The sequence below is a fragment of the Halothece sp. PCC 7418 genome (assembly GCF_000317635.1).
GTDB lineage: Bacteria > Cyanobacteriota > Cyanobacteriia > Cyanobacteriales > Rubidibacteraceae > Halothece.
Map to the genome: position 1 here is coordinate 3,825,853 of NC_019779.1, position 17,209 is coordinate 3,843,061.

16 protein-coding genes are annotated in these 17,209 nt (G+C 44.1%); 9 read left to right on the forward strand and 7 right to left on the reverse strand.

Annotated elements, in window-relative coordinates:
* Positions 1-175: 175 nt before the first annotated feature.
* The 6 genes from PCC7418_RS17490 to PCC7418_RS17515 all read left to right on the forward strand — a co-directional run bounded on the left by PCC7418_RS17490 (position 176) and on the right by PCC7418_RS17515 (position 6,671).
* Positions 176-2,212, forward strand: coding sequence for a ribulose bisphosphate carboxylase small subunit (locus PCC7418_RS17490; protein WP_015227517.1), 2,037 nt, complete (start codon positions 176-178; stop codon positions 2,210-2,212).
* Between the two features lie 108 nt (positions 2,213-2,320).
* The gene (locus tag PCC7418_RS17495) at positions 2,321-3,097 is read left to right on the forward strand and encodes a hexapeptide repeat-containing transferase (protein WP_015227518.1); all 777 of its coding nucleotides are present in this window, start codon (positions 2,321-2,323) and stop codon (positions 3,095-3,097) included.
* Positions 3,098-3,555: 458 nt separating this feature from the next.
* Positions 3,556-4,974, forward strand: coding sequence for a form I ribulose bisphosphate carboxylase large subunit (locus PCC7418_RS17500; protein ID WP_015227520.1), 1,419 nt, complete (start codon positions 3,556-3,558; stop codon positions 4,972-4,974).
* Positions 4,975-5,020: 46 nt separating this feature from the next.
* Positions 5,021-5,404 carry a RuBisCO chaperone RbcX gene (rcbX, locus tag PCC7418_RS17505; protein WP_015227521.1) on the forward strand — a complete coding sequence of 128 codons (384 nt, stop codon included), beginning with the start codon at positions 5,021-5,023 and terminating at the stop codon, positions 5,402-5,404.
* A gap of 28 nt (positions 5,405-5,432) precedes the next feature.
* Positions 5,433-5,768, forward strand: coding sequence for a ribulose bisphosphate carboxylase small subunit (locus PCC7418_RS17510; protein ID WP_015227522.1), 336 nt, complete (start codon positions 5,433-5,435; stop codon positions 5,766-5,768).
* 66 nt (positions 5,769-5,834) lie between these two features.
* Positions 5,835-6,671 carry a TlyA family RNA methyltransferase gene (locus PCC7418_RS17515; protein WP_015227523.1) on the forward strand — a complete coding sequence of 279 codons (837 nt, stop codon included), beginning with the start codon at positions 5,835-5,837 and terminating at the stop codon, positions 6,669-6,671.
* Here PCC7418_RS17515 and PCC7418_RS17520 read toward each other — a convergent pair.
* From PCC7418_RS17520 to PCC7418_RS17545, 6 genes are all read right to left on the reverse strand, one after another.
* Positions 6,668-7,204, reverse strand: coding sequence for an FHA domain-containing protein (locus tag PCC7418_RS17520; RefSeq protein ID WP_315862123.1), 537 nt, complete (start codon positions 7,202-7,204; stop codon positions 6,668-6,670). The genes PCC7418_RS17515 and PCC7418_RS17520 overlap by 4 nt on opposite strands.
* 425 nt (positions 7,205-7,629) lie before the next feature.
* Positions 7,630-9,324, reverse strand: coding sequence for an NAD+ synthase (locus PCC7418_RS17525; RefSeq protein WP_015227525.1), 1,695 nt, complete (start codon positions 9,322-9,324; stop codon positions 7,630-7,632).
* A gap of 14 nt (positions 9,325-9,338) precedes the next feature.
* Complete coding sequence (locus PCC7418_RS17530) at positions 9,339-10,070, reverse strand: NrtR DNA-binding winged helix domain-containing protein (protein WP_015227526.1); 732 nt, start codon at positions 10,068-10,070, stop codon at positions 9,339-9,341.
* A 214-nt stretch (positions 10,071-10,284) separates the two neighbouring features.
* The gene (locus PCC7418_RS17535; protein WP_015227527.1) at positions 10,285-10,860 is read right to left on the reverse strand and encodes a nicotinate-nucleotide adenylyltransferase; all 576 of its coding nucleotides are present in this window, start codon (positions 10,858-10,860) and stop codon (positions 10,285-10,287) included.
* An 11-nt stretch (positions 10,861-10,871) separates the two neighbouring features.
* Positions 10,872-12,197, reverse strand: a complete 1,326-nt coding sequence (locus PCC7418_RS17540; RefSeq protein WP_041596319.1) for a nicotinate phosphoribosyltransferase — start codon at positions 12,195-12,197, stop codon at positions 10,872-10,874.
* Between the two features lie 259 nt (positions 12,198-12,456).
* Positions 12,457-12,774 carry a DUF1830 domain-containing protein gene (locus PCC7418_RS17545; protein ID WP_015227529.1) on the reverse strand — a complete coding sequence of 106 codons (318 nt, stop codon included), beginning with the start codon at positions 12,772-12,774 and terminating at the stop codon, positions 12,457-12,459.
* 400 nt (positions 12,775-13,174) lie between these two features.
* Here PCC7418_RS17545 and PCC7418_RS17550 point away from each other — a divergent pair, with 400 nt between their 5' ends.
* The 3 genes from PCC7418_RS17550 to PCC7418_RS17560 all read left to right on the forward strand — a co-directional run bounded on the left by PCC7418_RS17550 (position 13,175) and on the right by PCC7418_RS17560 (position 16,908).
* Positions 13,175-14,749 (forward strand): photosystem II high light acclimation radical SAM protein, encoded by a 1,575-nt coding sequence (locus PCC7418_RS17550; RefSeq protein WP_015227530.1) that lies wholly within the window; start codon positions 13,175-13,177, stop codon positions 14,747-14,749.
* A 79-nt stretch (positions 14,750-14,828) separates the two neighbouring features.
* Positions 14,829-16,208 carry a DICT sensory domain-containing protein gene (locus PCC7418_RS17555; RefSeq protein WP_015227531.1) on the forward strand — a complete coding sequence of 460 codons (1,380 nt, stop codon included), beginning with the start codon at positions 14,829-14,831 and terminating at the stop codon, positions 16,206-16,208.
* Between the two features lie 64 nt (positions 16,209-16,272).
* Complete coding sequence (locus tag PCC7418_RS17560) at positions 16,273-16,908, forward strand: pentapeptide repeat-containing protein (protein WP_015227532.1); 636 nt, start codon at positions 16,273-16,275, stop codon at positions 16,906-16,908.
* Between the two features lie 74 nt (positions 16,909-16,982).
* Here the strand turns inward: PCC7418_RS17560 and PCC7418_RS17565 are convergent, their stop codons facing one another.
* Positions 16,983-17,189, reverse strand: a complete 207-nt coding sequence (locus tag PCC7418_RS17565) for a CopG family ribbon-helix-helix protein (RefSeq protein WP_015227533.1) — start codon at positions 17,187-17,189, stop codon at positions 16,983-16,985.
* Positions 17,190-17,209: the final 20 nt, after the last annotated feature.

Genomic DNA, 17,209 nt, shown 5'->3' on the forward strand with positions numbered 1-17,209 from the left:
AACCCCGAGAGTGATCTCTGTTAAACAAGAAAACGCCATCAGTAAATAAATAGGACTAACCGCAACCTTAGCAAACTCAGGAGAAAGGGCGAGAAAATTTCAGAATACTTTAAGAATTTGAGATTGAATCGCTCTTGAATCATACGAAGCGTTTACATTTTAGGAGGAAAAAACAATGGTAGTCCGCAGTGAAGCGGCTCCACCGACTCCTTGGTCAAAAGCCCTCGCCGAACCCCAAATAGACGAAAGTGCTTATGTCCATTCCTTTTCCAATATTATTGGTGATGTCTGGGTCGGACCGAATGTTCTGGTAGCACCTGGAACATCCATTCGGGCTGATGAAGGCTCACCCTTCGCCATTGGAGAAGGGACGAACATCCAAGATGGAGTGGTCATTCATGGTTTAGAAGAAGGGCGTGTGGTTGGGGAAGACCGTCAGCATTATTCGGTTTGGATTGGAGAAGATACCTGTATTACTCACATGGCTCTCATTCATGGGCCCTGTTATGTCGGTAATAATTGCTTTATTGGTTTCCGATCCACTGTCTTTAATGCTCGGGTTGGTGATGATTGCATTGTGATGATGCACGCCCTGATTCAAGATGTGGAAATTCCCCAGGGTAAGTATGTTCCTTCGGGAGCAGTGATTACCAATCAACAACAAGCAGACCGCTTACCCGATGTGCAAGAGTCAGATCGAGAATTTGCCCATCATGTTGTTGAAATTAACGAGGCACTAAGAGAAGGATATCGGTGCGCTCGGGATGCAAACTGTATCATCCAAGTCAGAAATGAATCTAGTCGCCCAGAACAAGCTAGTAATGGGGCGAAGGTCAATGGTTATAATCGCGCTCAATCTTTCAATGAGCCCAGCAGAAGCAAGCAATCACAGGGGGGAAGCACCTTGAAACCAGAAGCAATAGAACAAGTGCGATCGCTGCTGCGACAAGGCTATCAAATTGGAACAGAACACGCAGATAAGCGTCGCTTTAGTCGCAACTCTTGGCAAAATTGTTCGCCAATTCAAGACACTCATGAACGGAACGTTATCCAAGCTCTAGAAGCCTGTTTAGTGGATCATGCTGGGGAATATGTCCGCTTATTTGGGATTGATCCTAAAGCCAAACGTCGAGTTTCAGAACTGGTGATTCAAACGCCAAGCGATGAACCCAGCGCAAGCTCAAGTTACAGCACCAGTAATGGGAGTTATCAACCGAGTCGCCGTCAAAGCTACCCGAGTGCAAGTCAAAGCACAGGGGGATTGGGTCAAGATGTCGGGGAACAAGTGCGATCGCTGCTCAATCAAGGCTATCAAATTGGTGTGGAACACGCCGATAAGCGTCGCTTTAGTCGGAATTCTTGGCAAAATGGCGCACCGATCCAAAGTCGTCAAGTCTCTGGCGCGATCGCGGAGTTAGAGTCTTGTTTAGCTGAATACAGTGGCGAATATGTCCGCTTGATCGGGATTGACCCCAAAGCCAAGCGAAGAGTTTTAGAACAACTGATTCAAGAACCTGGACAGAATGGAACTGTCCAAAAACAAGGCGCTTCTTATCAAGGGAGTTCCGCCCCTCAAGGCGGATCACAGCAAGTGGGCGGTGATATTGCTGAACAAGTGCGCTCCTTAGTTAACCAAGGCTACACCATTGGTTTGGAATATGCGGATCAACGTCGTTTCCGTCGTAACTCTTGGCAAAATGCTGGACAATTGGAAGGAAATGCGAATCAAGTTTTATCCGCACTCAATGGGTGTTTGGCGGAACATCCCAAAGACTATGTTCGTTTAGTGGGAATTGATCCGAAAGCGAAACGAAGAGTTTTAGAAACCTTGATTCAGCAACCTGGACAACAGGGAACAACCGCGAAGCAAGGAAGTCAAACTCCTGTTAGCTATCAGAGCAATGGTCGTCAAAGCTATAGCCAATCTAACGGGAATGGCGCAAGCAGCAACTTAGATCCAGAGACGGTTGACCAAGTGCGAAGCCTACTACACCAAGGGTATCAAATCAGCACCGAACACGCTGACAAACGACGCTTTAGCCGTAATTCTTGGCAAAAAGGAGCTTCCATTGACAGCAGCCGTGAATCGGAAGTTCTATCCGCCTTAGAAGGATTTTTAGCCGATCATCGCGGAAAATATGTCCGTTTAGTGGGCATTGATCCGAAAGCGAAACGCCGAGTCTTGGAAACAACGATTCAGCAACCCGCTTAAACTGATTCATGATCAGGAGTCTCGATAAGGCTTGGTTCTTAGCACACTCCTGATTCTTGAATCCAACTTTTGTAAACCTTATTGGAAGCCATTTAGTGGCTGAGAGCCATGTCTGTGCTTTCCCTGCCGACAATAAGTCACACCCAAATTTATGTCAGTGGTGATGTGATGATTGATGAAACCGCAGCGATCGCGCCTGGCGTGATTCTGCAAGCAACCGGGAACGGCAAAATCATCATTAAAGCAGGGGCTTGCATCGGAATGGGAGTCGTTTTAACGGCAAATCAGGGAACGATTGAAATTGGCGAAGGTGCGATTTTAGGCGCAGGGGTGTTAATAGTCGGGTCTGGCAAAATCAGCGATCGCGCTTGTATTGGTACAGCAAGCACCCTCATTGATACCTCAGTTGAAAGCAGAGAATGTGTTGCGCCAGGGAGTCTCCTCGGAGATACATCCCGTCCAGAAACCCCATCGCCAACCAGTCACAGTGAACCAGAAAGTAATGGTAGTCATTCGCCACCAGAGCCTTCTCCCTGGGAAGCAACCACCGCCCAATCGGAAAACAATGGTCATCAATCTCCTTACCAACCGAAGAGTCCTCCATTAGAAACAACACCCGAGGAAGCGGAAAATAATGGTCATGAAGTGAATGATCAGCCTGTGGAAGGGACAGAATCCCCTGCACCGACAAGTGATAACGATCATCCTCCTCCCTCCGATTCTGAGCAACCGCCCCCCAGCAATACCACGATTTATGGTCAAACCCACATTGAGCGTTTGATGGTTACTCTATTTCCGCATAAGGAGAAATTTAAAAAGAAGACGAATGATTGGTTTTTGGTTCTTGGTTCTTTGTTATTTGATGACTTTCCAAATAACGAGTAACATTAACCGACTTACTTGGTCTCTCAAGTAACTCAGAAAAGCGATAAGAATCAGTTGAGATTTTTGCAATGTTTTTCGACAAATCTGTAAGAACTGAACAGCAATTGTAAAGAAAAGTAAACTTTTTAGAAACAGTAAAACCCGTTCTCTAGTTAGGGCAAGCATAATGTCGAAACTAAGAGGAGGAGCGGGTTAATTGCTGTTGTTTTTAATATTATTCTCGGAATTTGTAGCCATCGAGAAAAGAATTAGGCTTGAGAAAAGAATAAGCAAAAACTATTTTGGCAAAAATTAATATTAATAGCTAAAATGCAACCAACTCATGTTAAAGTAAAAAACTAAGTGAGGCTAATCTATAGCAAAACCCGAAAAGAATCTATCTATAATTAAAAACGAGGACTTTTCGGCACAGTATTAAAAACTGGTGATCTCAAGACCTCAAAACTCAGGAGAAAGAAATGGTACAAGCACAACAATCTAGCGGATTTAAGGCTGGGGTACAAGATTACGCCCTAACCTACTACACCCCCGACTACACCCCCAAAGACACTGATGTTTTAGCAGCATTCCGAGTAACTCCGCAGCCTGGAGTTCCTCCTGAAGAAGCAGGGGCTGCGGTAGCTGCTGAATCCTCCACGGGAACTTGGACAACAGTATGGACAGACAACCTCACCGACTTAGATCGGTATAAAGGACGTTGCTACGAAATCGAAGCCGTCCCCGGGGAAGATAACCAATACTTCATGTTTGTGGCGTATCCCCTCGACTTATTTGAAGAAGGGTCTGTCACCAATATGCTCACCTCCATCGTGGGTAACGTATTTGGATTTAAGGCTCTCCGTGCGCTGCGTTTAGAAGATATGCGGATTCCCGTTGCTTATCTCAAAACCTTCCAGGGGCCTCCACACGGGATTACCGTAGAACGTGACCTCCTCAACAAATATGGTCGTCCTTTACTCGGTTGCACCATTAAGCCCAAACTCGGTTTATCCGCGAAAAACTACGGTCGGGCGGTTTATGAATGTCTCCGTGGTGGTTTAGACTTCACCAAAGACGACGAAAACATTAACTCTCAGCCTTTCATGCGTTGGCGCGATCGTTTCCTCTTCGTTGCGGAAGCGGTACACAAAGCACAAGCCGAAACCAACGAAATCAAAGGACACTATCTCAACGTGACTGCTCCCACTTGCGAGCAAATGTTAGAGCGTGCCGAGTTCGTCAAAGAACTGGATATGCCTATTCTCATGCACGACTACCTCACGGGTGGTTTCACGGCAAACACGACTCTCTCCAAATGGTGTCGCGCTAATGGCGTTCTCATGCACATTCACCGTGCAATGCACGCAGTAATCGACCGTCAGAAAAATCATGGTATCCACTTCCGTGTCTTAGCGAAATGCTTACGGATGTCTGGTGGTGACCACCTCCACTCTGGTACCGTTGTTGGTAAGTTAGAAGGGGAACGGGCGATCACTCTTGGTTTTGTTGACCAAATGCGGGAAGACCACGTGGAAGAAGATCGCTCTCGCGGTAACTTCTTTACCCAAGACTGGGCTTCCATGGGGGGTGTCATGCCTGTTGCTTCTGGTGGGATTCACATCTGGCATATGCCAGCCCTGGTCGATATCTTTGGCGATGACTCCTGCTTACAGTTCGGTGGCGGTACGCTCGGACACCCTTGGGGGAACGCGCCTGGTGCAACGGCAAACCGTGTTGCCCTTGAAGCCTGTGTTCAAGCTCGGAACGAAGGTCGTAACCTTGCTCGTGAAGGCAGCGAAATCATTAAAGAAGCAGCACGCTGGTCTCCAGAACTGAAAGTGGCTTCCGAACTCTGGAAAGAAATTAAATTCGAGTACGAAGCAGTGGATACTCTCTAATGACGGCTTTCTCCGTTGTGATTTGGGTCGGGAAAGGTTAAGTATTATGAACTCAAAACGAGTGGCTCAAGAAACCGCACAAGTGCTGCAAGATTATCTGACTTATCAAGCAGTGCGGACGATTCTTGACCAGTTATCAGAAACCAATCCCACCCAAGCGATCTGGCTGCGACAGTTTTCTCAACAGCATAGTTTGCAGAATAGTTCCGCTTTTCTAGAGGCTTTGATGTCAGAGCGGAAAGACTTAGTGATGCGGATTATGACCGTGCGAGAAGATTTAGCGGAGCGAGTCTTAGATTTTTTACCAGAGATGGTACGCTCAGGGATTGAAGAATCCAACTTACGCTATCGTTGCCAGATTTTAGAACGGCTGACCCAAACCCAAGGGGAAGAGTCGGACGATCCTGATGATTCTCATCCCACTGAATAATTCCGTTGTAACTATCTGAATTGAAACCATGAAAACAACACCAAAACAGGCTCATTACGAAACTCTCTCTTACTTACCTCCTTTAACTGACCAACAAATTGCCAAGCAAATTCAATATATGCTGGATCAAGACTTCATTCCAGCGGTTGAGTTTGAAGAGTCTCCCAGTCCTGAAGATCACCACTGGACACTGTGGAAACTGCCTTTATTTGATGCAACTTCTCCTCAGGATGTTCTCAATGAAGTTCGGGAATGTCGCTCTGAATATTCCAACTGCTACATCCGTGTGGTAGGGTTTGATAATATTCGTCAGTGCCAAATGGTTAGCTTTATCGTTTACAAGCCCGACGGTATCCGCTATTAATTGTATTACCGATTCACTTTCTGCCTCCACTGTAACGGTGGGGGCTTTTTTTAGCTTATTCGTCAGATGGCAAAACAACGTTTAGATACTTTACTGGTCAGTCGTCACCTGTGTGAATCTCGGCAAAAAGCACAACGGCTGATTCGCGCAGGTGAGGTGAAAGTTAACGATGAAGTGATTGATAAACCAGGAACTGTGGTTCATTCGGAAGCCCGCTTGCAAGTGGTGCAACCCCCTCCTTATGTGTCGCGAGGAGGAGAGAAGTTAGCGAAGGCTCTAGCAGCATTTTCCATTCCTGTTGCAGGGCGTATTTGCTTAGATGGGGGGATTTCCACTGGAGGCTTTACCGATTGCTTGCTACAAGCGGGGGCGAAACAAGTTTATGGGGTGGATGTGGGTTATGGACAAGTGGCTTGGCAACTGCGTCAAGATCAACGGGTCATCCTGAAAGAACGCACCAATCTACGTTATCTGAAACCAGAAGACTTATATGGCGATGCACCCCGTCCAGACTTAGCAGTGCTGGATTTATCCTTTATTTCTTTAACGAAAGTCTTACAACCGCTTTGGGATTTGTTGATTCCCCCTCGGGAAGTGGTGCTTTTAGTGAAACCTCAGTTTGAAGTGGGGCGCGATCGCGTTGGAGAAAAAGGAGTCGTCCGCAACCCGAAAGATCATCAGTGGGGCATTATGGAAGTTATGACAGCAGCCCAGCATATCGGTTGGCATCCCCAAGGCTTAACTTGGTCACCGATTCGAGGCCCTGCTGGGAATATTGAATATCTGCTCTGGTTGGCAACTGAAAACCAACCCACTGCCCAAGAAACAGCGGATGAAAGTTTTGTGGAAGCCCTCACCAAAACTGCGGTTCAAGAACTTAATTCTCGTTCTTCATCCCACTAATCATCAATTTGGGTTGCCTTCGCTTGCTCTAGTTCATCTTGAGAGAGTTTGCGAGGGCGTTTTGTCCCTGGGAATGTTCCTTGGGCTTTTTCCATATCTTTTTTGGAGACGGGGGCTTTTGGTTTATTCTCAGAGGTGAGAACATCCGTCCAAATTTGCAGTTGCGGTCCGGAACTCGCTAAACGAATGACCATCCCATTTTTAACTGCAGCACGGCTAATGCGTTTCCCTTGACAGAACGTTCCATTAGAGCCCGTGTTAACCACTTCCCAGTCTTTGCCTCTCCGCCGAATCTCAACATGGTGACGAGAAACAACAGCACTGTAGAGAGTGACTTCGTTGTTTCTGGAACGTCCAATTCTAATGACAGACTTGGGTTCAAAGCGCCAAGTTTGAACCGCAACAGAATGCTGAGGATGGAGTAAGGTCAAGGTAATCATCGGCGTTTGATTATCCGATGAGGTTTCAGACGGTGGAGTGTTCTGAACGTTTTCGCCTTTATCGCCAGAATGAGTGGGTTGAGATGATGCCATTTTATGCTGAGACTGTACTGTCGATGTGGGTGGTTGCGGTAAGTGGGGAGATTTCTCGGTAACAACTGGCTTGACCGAGGAAACACTCTTCCTTGTTTGATTATACAGATGCTCTCCCTCTTTGATCATACTCCTTTTCATCTCCAATAAAGCCTCTTCAATTTGGCAACCGCAATTTTAATTCAGCTTTCAGTCAGAGTCAGTAACTCATGTTCTGGAAGCCTTGCTTCTAACTTTGATTTGCGTTTCACGGTTGACATCCGTTTTCAAGTCAGAGTTTGCTAAAAATAAATGTCGTTTAACAGGCAAGTTTTTTATTTCTTTCAGTTTAATGAATTTCCTTTCAAAAAAACATGAGGAAATCACTTAATATTCAACAATTTCTTTCTCAAGATAGAACAAGCGTAACTGCATCAATCATCTCTTTAATTGTGAATAATTCGGCTCGCAATTGGCATTCTCCATCCTGTTCCAAAAGCGCGATCAGTCACTTTTAAGCCAGGAGGAGCTTGACGACGTTTAAACTCTGCTCTACGCACTAATTGAGTGACTTTTTGCACTGTTTCTGATGAAAATCCAGCACGAACAATTTGGTTTGGAGATTGATGTTCATGAATAAAACGGTGCAAAATTTCATCGAGAATGTCATAAGGGGGAAGGGAATCTTGATCTTGTTGATCGGGTTTCAATTCCGCACTCGGAGCTTTATTAATGATAGTTTCAGGGATAATTTCTTGCTCTTGATTGAGCCATCGACACAAAGCATAAACACGGGTTTTCGGCACATCAGAAATCACGGCTAATCCTCCGTTCATATCACCATAAAGGGTACAGTATCCCACTGCCATTTCTGATTTATTTCCCGTGGAAAGTAACAAATAATTAAATTTATTTGCAATTGCCATTAAAAGGTTACCACGAATTCTTGATTGTAAGTTTTCTTCGGCAACTCCAAATTCTGTTCCCGCAAACAGGGGTTCTAGAATTTCATCGTAAGCTGTCATTGCTGACTTGATAGGTAAAGTAATGTTACGAATTCCTAAGTTTTTGACAAGGGCTTCGGCATCACTAATCGAACCTGGAGAACTATATGGAGAAGGCATCAAAACCCCCAGAACATTTTCTGCGCCAAACGCCGATCGCGCGATCGCTGCGACAAGGGAAGAATCAATCCCCCCACTCAAGCCAATCACCACTTGCTGAAAGCCACATTTGCGAGCATAATCTTTAACCCCTAACACCAGCGCCTTCCACATTTCTTCTTCTTCATTTTCTAAAGCGGGAGTGATTGCGGTGGGAATTAAATTTTGTTGGCGGGTTGAAAACTCAGCGATCATTAAATCATCTTCAAAAGGATGAGCGCGAGACACTAATTTTCCTTGGCGGTTTAAAGCGATACTCGTCCCATCAAAAATAAGATCGTCATTAGCTCCCACTTGATTCGCATAAACGATCGGAATCCCATAATGACAAGCACTATGGCGCAGCATAGCTTCTCTTAATTTTTGTTTTCCGACACGATAAGGAGAAGCGGATAAATTAATAATAATATCAGCCCCATTATTGGCTAAATCTTCGAGGGGATTCTCAGCATAATTTCGTTTTCCCCAGAACTTTTCATCATTCCAAAGATCTTCGCAAATGGTTACACCAATGGTAATCGGAGATAAAATTCCCTTCCCTTGTTCTTCCTTAATCACAAAACAATTACTTTGTTTTCCTGGTTCAAAATAGCGGACTTCATCAAAGACATCATAAGTGGGAAGTAAGCGTTTATGAAAATAAGTGACGATGCTTCCTTCTTCAATTAACGCCATACTATTATGTAATGGTTTTTCCCCTTTTTCTTCTGCATGAGGATTGAGAGTCGCCAGTCCCACTAAAACCGTTAACTGCTGAGGAAGTTGTTGCGCTAACGTTTCTAGTTGTTCCGACATTTTGCTAATAAAACCAGGATTAAGGAGATGATCCCGAGGCGGATAACCACAAAGGGAGAGTTCTGGTGTTAATAATAATTGTGCTCCCTCTTCTACTGCTTTTTCAGCAGCATCAAAGATCTTTTGAGCATTTCCTATTAAGTCGCCAATGGTGGGATTTAGTTGCGCGATCGCGATTTTCATAATAATATTTTCACTTAAATAAAAACTAACGGTTTATCTTTTAGTAAAGCAAACGCATCTTCATCAAAACGATATAATGTTGCGGGTCGTCCTGCGCCTCGTGAAACTTTTAGCCCCGTATCGGTTAAAAACCCTAATTTTAGAAGACGCGCTCGGAAGTTAGAATAATCGGAAAAATTTTCTCCTAAAACAGTTGTGTAAAACTGATATAAATCGTTTAAAGTAAACGCTTCTGGTAAAACCTTAAACGCGATCGGGCTATATTCTAACTTATTTTTCAGGCGTTGATAACCATAGTCTAAAATTCGATTATGATCAAAAGCAAGTTCAGGGGTTTCTTTTAAGAGATACCAAACTGCTTTTTGCTGATCATTATTAATTAATTGAGTATCTTCATAGCGTACTAAAGCAAAATAACTGACAGACAAATACCGTTGATTATAAGAATCTTCAGCTTCTCTGGGGTCGCGTCCCGGTTCGCCAAAGGTATAAAGTTGTTCTAAATAAAGATTTTCAACGGCTATTTTTTCAGATAAAGTGCGATAAGCAGCAGCTTCCAAAGACTCACCCACCCGTACTAATGTTCCAGGTAAACTGTAGTAATGAGCGAAGGGTTCATTCTTTCTTTGCACCAATAAAATTAAAAGCCGATTGGATTGGGTATCCACTGAAAAAATAACATTATCAACACCAACTTTAAACTCAGCAAGAGGGGATTTCACGGAAGATGGCTTCGGGTTTTCCATTATATTTTTTGTCATTGGTGATTAACTGATTTCTTGATGACAAGGAACAAATATATAGCACTTCCCAATCTCATGAGGTACATTCTAAATTTTGGTTCTTTGTTCTTTGTTCTTCGTTCTTTGTTATTTGTTGGTTGTTAATCAATGAACCATGAACATCCACCGACTCGCATTACGTACCTCAACCAACTAGGAAACGCTATAGCAATAATAGTCAAGAATATAACTGTTGTCTTTGAATATACTGTTTGACAGAAGAATCAACCACATCAGAATGACCATTTTGACGATAAGCTGTGGAAGAAACAGGGGGTGCATCTAAATCAGCAACTGTATAGTTTCCCCCCATCGCAGAAAGTGTCTTTAAATCGTCTTCATGAGGGGGATAACCAGGACGAGGAACAATTAATAAATTGACCCGTTGTAATAATTCTTCACTAGCATACCAGCGAGGAATTTGAGGAATTAAATCAGAACCAATAACAAAGGTAAAATCAACCTCTTTTCCCCATAAGGCTTCCGCTTTTTGTACGGTTTCTAGACTTCTTGGACTGCTTAAATCACTATTCAAGACAACATTATTTTGGGGGGTTGCTAAAGAATCAATCATCAACGCCAACATTGTCATGCGGTGTTCTAACGGCGTTTGATCTGACTTTAAGGGATTATCTGCTGCCCAAACCATTACTTGGTCATAATGGTAGGATAACCACTCTAAAATCTTTTTATGTCCTTGAGTTGGGGGATCAGCACTCGTCCCAAATAAAGCAATCTGTTTCGGTTTTTGCATTATAATTTCAGTTATTTTTTCTGAGTGGTTAGTTGTTGCAGTGGCGAGGAAAGTTCTACAGTTAAAGGCGTAGGATTGTGTAGCTGACGAATTGAGTCTGGAAGTGTCAGAACAGATTGGCGAGCGCGATCGCGCAAGGTATCTAAAGCGTCCACAGCCATCTGAACTTCTCCATCTTTCATTACTAACGTAAGCAACGGCGTTTCGCCCGCTTCAGGTGATTCTGACATTAACCCTAACCGATCGCGCTGAATTTTTCCTTGTTCCCAGCGTCGGAAAATCTGTTTTCGCCCTGGATAGGTTTCCTTACTTGTGGAGGCTTTCTGCGTTCCGATCCCATCGATTTCCACCAGTTTATACACCCCATTCACCGGTGTTCCTGTGACTAACTTTGTGCCGATTCCATAGCCATCAATCACCGCCCCATTCCCTAATAACCCTTCAATTTCATATTCATCTAAGTCACCACTGGCAAAAATTGCCGTCTGGGGGAGCAGCGATCGGACTTCCTTAGACAGTTGCGCCACATCTCCCGAATCAATGCGAACACCACTCACTTTCCGTTCCCCTGCTTCCACTTCCTGGGCGAGACGTTTAGCTGCTGCAACGGTATCATAAGTATCGATTAACAAAGGGGCTTGGGGGAAATAGCGACTAAACGCAGTAAAGGCTTGATCTTCTGACCCTTCTAATGCAGCGATCGCCATAACTAAAGAATGCGCCATCGTGCCACTGGGAACTTCCCCTAACTGCAGTGCTGCTGCAACATTAGAGGTCGCATTAAATCCTGCTGCTAACGCTGCTCGTGCTGCCCAGAGGGAGGCTTGAGGGCTAAACGCACGGCGAGTTCCAAATTCCAGCAACTTTGCACTTTCCCCCGCCACATCTCGCATTCGGGCTGCTCGGGTTGCAATCAGCGTTTGGTAGTTGAGAGTATTGAGGAGATACGTTTCTGCAAGTTGGGCTTGCCAGAGGGGGGCTTCCACGCGCAATAATGGTTCATTGGCAAAAACAGCCGTTCCTTCAGGAACTGCCCAAACATCGCCCGTAAACACTTTTCCAGATAAAACCGACCAAAATTCCTCAGGAGCATGGTCAAAAATTCCAAGTTGTTGCAACTGTTGAATTTGCTCAGGAGAAAAAGACAACGCTTGCAGATATTCTAGGGCTTGCGCTAGCCCCATCGCGATGAGATAGCCATAGCAAGGGGGTAAACGCCGAGCAAACAGTTCAAAACTGGCGGGTTTGTCAGCGATTCCTTCTCCCACATAACAAGCTCCCATCGTCAACTCATACAGATCAGTGAGGAAGCTGTAGTCTTCGGGAGAGATCGTCATTCGGGCTTCCCCGAACGGGGTCTGAGGATGATCATGGATTAGAGCAGGTTGTGACATGACATTGGGGTGGGTTCTAAGTCTTGGTTTAATTATAGTAACTTTTACCAAAATTGAGAAGCCCCCCTCCGCAATATTATTGCTACGCACTTCGCGCTATAACCTTGAGATTTTCAGATCATCCCAAAAAAACAATCAGGATTGCCCAAAAGACAATCCCTGAATTCTAAACTTTAATTTTTTAAACCAGACCTTAGAATACCTACGCTGCTGCTGCAATCTCGTTTTCTGCTTCCTCTTCTACAACGACATTTGCTTGATTCTCTTCTTTCACTGCTAAACGAGAACAAGGAATTTGGTCAGATAAAATTGCACTCGCCATCATTCCTGTATGAATTTCTAACATTGCTTCTGGTAACGATTCAAATACAAGACGTTGTCCAGGGAATACAACTCGCTCAAAGTACCAGTTTTCAATATTTGAAATCCGTACTACTTGAATGGAACTGGTGGCATTAAAATAGCAGCAGAGAATGTGCTTGGAAGGAGTGTTAGGAACGGGATCAAGGATTTGAGCCATGACAGAGATCTATATATTTTTACTAAACGTTACATTTCTAAACTAGCACTAGCTGATCCCGAATCGCTGTTAAGCCTAATACAAATTTCCAAATTGTTCTATCTTCTTCCAATTTCTTAGAAGAAGTTTAACCCTCTCAAGAGAGTGCTTAGGAGATTTTCTCCCTTTGTTATTTGTCTGATCCCAGCTTTTCTGTTTGATCCCCTCCAGCAGTCATATCAGCAATTGTTGGAACGCTACGTTAAGATATATGAAAATAATGAGAGCATTCTGTGGGCTAATTTGGTTTACTTTCTTAAAAGAAGATTAAAAACCGCAAAAGTCAATATACCATAACATTTCCCCAAAAAAATATTTTTCTGTGCTTGCGTTCGACATTTAGCAATTTCTGAAAAAGACCATGACCCAAAAAATCCTTTACGTCCGACTTCCTTGCAACCCGATTTTCCCCATTGGTGTCGTCTATTTAGCAGATCACATACACAAGCTATTTCCAGAGATAGAGCAGCGTATTTTTGACATGGGAACCGTCGCGCCCCTTGATTTTGGGCGTTCTCTCGAAGCCTGTATTGATGAGTACCAACCGACGCTGTTAGTTTTCTCTTGGCGAGATATTCAAATTTATGCCCCTGTTGGGGGAAGAGGCGGAAATCCCCTACAATACGCCTTTGAATTCTACTATGCCAAAAACCCCCTGAAAAGAATTCATGGCGCATTAGGTGGGCTGCGCGTTACTGCTGCTTATTATGGAGAACTGTGGCGCAATCTTGGCTTGATTAAACGGGGCTTAAAGCGGGCTAAACAATATAATCCCGAAGCCCGAACCATTATCGGTGGAGGTGCAGTGAGTGTCTTTTATGAGCAGCTAGAGAATAAACTACCCAAGGGAACAATTGTTTCTGTGGGAGAAGGAGAACTCCTTTTAGAAAAATTATTACGGGGACAAAACTTCCAAGATGAGCGCTGCTATGTGGTGGGAGAAAGCAAACCCCGCGACCAGATGATTCACGAAGCCCCAACCCCTCTGGAAAAAACCGCCTGCGACTATGATTATATTGAGCAGATGTGGCCAGAGTTTAAATACTATCTGCAAGACAACGACTTTTATATTGGCGTGCAAACGAAACGCGGTTGTCCTCACAACTGTTATTACTGCATTTATACCGTTGTGGAAGGGAAACAAGTGCGCGTTAACCCTGCTGATGAAGTGGTTGCAGAAATGCGTCAACTGTATGACCGAGGGATTCGCAATTTCTGGTTTACGGATGCTCAGTTTATCCCTGCAAAAAAATATATTCCTGAAGTGATAGAACTCTTACAAAAAATCTATGATTCAGGAATGAATGATATCCATTGGGCTGCTTATATTCGTGCGGATAATTTAACGCCAGAACTCTGTGACCTGATGGTGAAGACGGGAATGAATTATTTTGAGATTGGCATTAGTAGCGGATCTCAAGAGTTAGTCCGTAAAATGCGGATGGGCTATAATCTGCGGGTGGTTCTCCAAAACTGTCGCGACTTAAAAGCTGCGGGTTATAACGATTTAGTTTCGGTGAATTACTCTTTTAATGTCTTAGATGAACGCATTGAAACCATTCGTCAAACCATTGCTTATCATCGCGCCCTAGAAGAAATTTTTGGGGAAGATAAAGTTGAACCCGCGATTTTCTTTATTGGCTTGCAACCTCATACTCATCTGGAAGAATATGCACTAGAAAATAATATTCTTGACGCAGATTATAACCCGATGAGTTTGATGCCTTGGACAGCGAAAAAGCTGTTATGGAATCCTGAACCATTGGGAAGTTTATTTGGGGAAGTTTGTTTGCAGGCTTGGGAAAATAACCCCAACGATTTTGGGCGCGAAGTAATGGCAATTTTAGAACAACGCTTTGGTCGCGCTGATCTTGAAGAAGCACTAAATGCACCAATGAAAGAAACCTCCCAACAGCAACTGACTTCTGTTCGCTAGTAGAGGTAAAGGGGTGAGAGAGAACTTGATTTAAATCTTCTCTCCCCCAATTATGAATTGTTAATTTTAATTTTTAATTATGTTAGAAGGTTCTATATTACAAAAACTCCATACGGCTCACCAAAATACAGACCACCCGTTAACTTTGGGAGTCTATTATAAAAATACGCTGGTTGCGCTGTGTCATGCCCTAGAAGATTTTATCCTCGACAGTAAAAGCGAACCCTTAGTCATTACTGCCTTTCAGCAAGGGAAATGGTACATGGAAGAAGCCGATCGCTATGGGGATCTTGCGGGAAAAGCGCGAAAAATTGCGATTATGGCTTCCCCTGGAGCGGGTTTTGAGGAACATCCCACCAGTCAACGAGATAATGTTGATTTAGTGAGTTTAGATCCTGACAGTGATCCAGTGGCGCAAGAATGGCATTTGATGATTTGTTCTCCGAGTTATACTGCAATGGTACTGTGTCAGGAGTTATCGGATGCGGATTATGGGAAAACAGGACAACCCGAACATGATTTAGAACGAAAGTTTTACGGGTTTTGGACGTTTGAACCCGATTTAGTGTTAGAAACCGTAGAAATCGCGATCGCGCACATTGCCAAATATAACCCCTCTCTCTCAGCAGAATTAGAACAACAGTTTCTGAACATTACTTCTGCCTTTGGCACGGTGGAAAAAGAAGACACTGGGGTTGTCGTCTCGCAAGTGGTAGATTATTTACAAAATTCCCAAGCGGAACTTCTCAACCGTCAACAAGCAAGTGCTGATCGCGAAGCCTCCTATTTACCGCAAGCGCAAAACTTAGACGATAATCTTCTCTCTAATGAGATGCAAGCCTTCTTACGGATGGCGCAACTGATTGATCAAGCGGATATTAATAACCCCATGGCAGCCTCAGAAGTGGCTGCATTAGCCGAAACCATGGGACAAGTCTTAGATCTCCCCGCTTGGCAACAAAAACGACTGCGGTTGGCAAGTTTGTTACATCGGCTGGTTCCCTCTTTAGGCGCAACCCCGAAACCTGAAGAACACCCCAAAGAAGTCCTTTCTTGTGAGTTAATTCCGAGTATAGAAGCCTTACGAGCTATGCCAAGAATGAGCGCGATCGCGCGGATTATTACCCATCAGAGAGAACATTGGGATGGCACAGGCATTCCAGGACAACTTGCCCATGATGACATTCCCCTAGAATCGAGAATCATCGCCCTGACAAGTTACTTCCAATATCGCGTCAATGATTTACGCATGCAAGGCAAAACTGATACCCGCGAAGCAACTCTCAACCAAGCCTACGAAGAATGTAAAGAAAGAGCAAACACCATCTTCGATCCCAAATTAGTCGAAGCCCTCGGTTTACTTGTAATGGGATTGCAACAAGGGATGAGCTTAGAAACGGCTCAACCGAAAATTTCAGCAGGAATGTGGCTGTTGGATAATGAACAACTAATTAGTTAACAATGAAGAATTAATCATTCTCTATCCTCCAAATAACCAAGAACCAATAACAAAGAACAAATAAATGATGGATATTGAAGCAATTCGCAGTGGCAAAATTCAAGACCTCGCAGGGGCAGATCTCGAAGATGAAAACTTAGCCCAAGCGCAATTAGAAAAAGCGAACCTCAACGGCGCGAATCTAGTGGGAGTTGATTTATCTCATAGCAATTTACAATCTGCTTATCTCAATGGGGCGAACTTACTGGGAAGTAACCTTGTTAAGGCTGATCTCAGAGCCAGTCTCATCGGTGTTAACTTAACTCAAGCTAACTTAGAAGGGGCAGATCTGCGAGGAAGTAATCTCCGTGGAGCAAATTTAATGGGAGCAACCTTATCTCGGATTAGTTTAGCAGGTGCGTTTCTCAGTGGCGCAAATCTCAGTGAAGCCAATCTGCAAGGGGGAGACTTACGTGGGAGTGATCTCCGAGGCGTTAACTTGCAAGGGGCAAACCTGAAAGGGGCAAATCTAGCCGATGCAGAATTACAAGGGGCAAACTTAGCAGGGGCAAACTTAGAAGAAGCAGACTTACGAGGGGCAAACTTAGCGGGAGCCAATTTAGAGTCAGCGAACCTCTTATGTGCAGAAGTCGATCGCGTGAATTTCAAAGGAGCAAATTTAGGTAAAACTTGTTTAGTCGGGACACAAGTCGAATCTTAGCTTGTTTTCGGTGTCCAAAATTGCAGTTGGTAAAACCGCGATCAGTCTCGATAATCAAGCGTCCCAACTGGATTTCAAAAGTCTTCTGCTTCCTGATCAGCGTGTTTGGGGGCTGATTTCACCGCACCTGTAAAAGCCAAAAAATGAGAGATATCCTTTTGGGCTAATTCTTTTTCAACCGCTTTTTGGATAAATTGAGAGAGATTTTGCTTTCCTTCCTCATCGAGCTTCGCTTGCAAACGTTTCGCTAAGTGGTCAGGGAGATAAATTGTCGTTCTCATTTTTAATTCATTGGGTTATG

Excerpts from the sequence above, each read along its gene's own strand:
- PCC7418_RS17555 (WP_015227531.1), top strand. The coding sequence starts at position 14,829 with ATGTTAGAAGGTTCTATATTACAAAAACTCCATACGGCTCACCAAAAT.
- PCC7418_RS17515 (WP_015227523.1), top strand. The coding sequence starts at position 5,835 with ATGGCAAAACAACGTTTAGATACTTTACTGGTCAGTCGTCACCTGTGT.
- PCC7418_RS17500 (WP_015227520.1), top strand. The coding sequence starts at position 3,556 with ATGGTACAAGCACAACAATCTAGCGGATTTAAGGCTGGGGTACAAGAT.
- PCC7418_RS17550 (WP_015227530.1), top strand. The coding sequence starts at position 13,175 with ATGACCCAAAAAATCCTTTACGTCCGACTTCCTTGCAACCCGATTTTC.
- rcbX (WP_015227521.1), top strand. The coding sequence starts at position 5,021 with ATGAACTCAAAACGAGTGGCTCAAGAAACCGCACAAGTGCTGCAAGAT.
- PCC7418_RS17545 (WP_015227529.1), bottom strand. The coding sequence starts at position 12,774 with ATGGCTCAAATCCTTGATCCCGTTCCTAACACTCCTTCCAAGCACATT.
- PCC7418_RS17535 (WP_015227527.1), bottom strand. The coding sequence starts at position 10,860 with ATGCAAAAACCGAAACAGATTGCTTTATTTGGGACGAGTGCTGATCCC.
- PCC7418_RS17525 (WP_015227525.1), bottom strand. The coding sequence starts at position 9,324 with ATGAAAATCGCGATCGCGCAACTAAATCCCACCATTGGCGACTTAATA.
- PCC7418_RS17540 (WP_041596319.1), bottom strand. The coding sequence starts at position 12,197 with ATGACGATCTCTCCCGAAGACTACAGCTTCCTCACTGATCTGTATGAG.
- PCC7418_RS17565 (WP_015227533.1), bottom strand. The coding sequence starts at position 17,189 with ATGAGAACGACAATTTATCTCCCTGACCACTTAGCGAAACGTTTGCAA.
- PCC7418_RS17495 (WP_015227518.1), top strand. The coding sequence starts at position 2,321 with ATGTCTGTGCTTTCCCTGCCGACAATAAGTCACACCCAAATTTATGTC.
- PCC7418_RS17530 (WP_015227526.1), bottom strand. The coding sequence starts at position 10,070 with ATGGAAAACCCGAAGCCATCTTCCGTGAAATCCCCTCTTGCTGAGTTT.
- PCC7418_RS17520 (WP_315862123.1), bottom strand. The coding sequence starts at position 7,204 with ATGGCATCATCTCAACCCACTCATTCTGGCGATAAAGGCGAAAACGTT.
- PCC7418_RS17490 (WP_015227517.1), top strand. The coding sequence starts at position 176 with ATGGTAGTCCGCAGTGAAGCGGCTCCACCGACTCCTTGGTCAAAAGCC.
- PCC7418_RS17510 (WP_015227522.1), top strand. The coding sequence starts at position 5,433 with ATGAAAACAACACCAAAACAGGCTCATTACGAAACTCTCTCTTACTTA.
- PCC7418_RS17560 (WP_015227532.1), top strand. The coding sequence starts at position 16,273 with ATGATGGATATTGAAGCAATTCGCAGTGGCAAAATTCAAGACCTCGCA.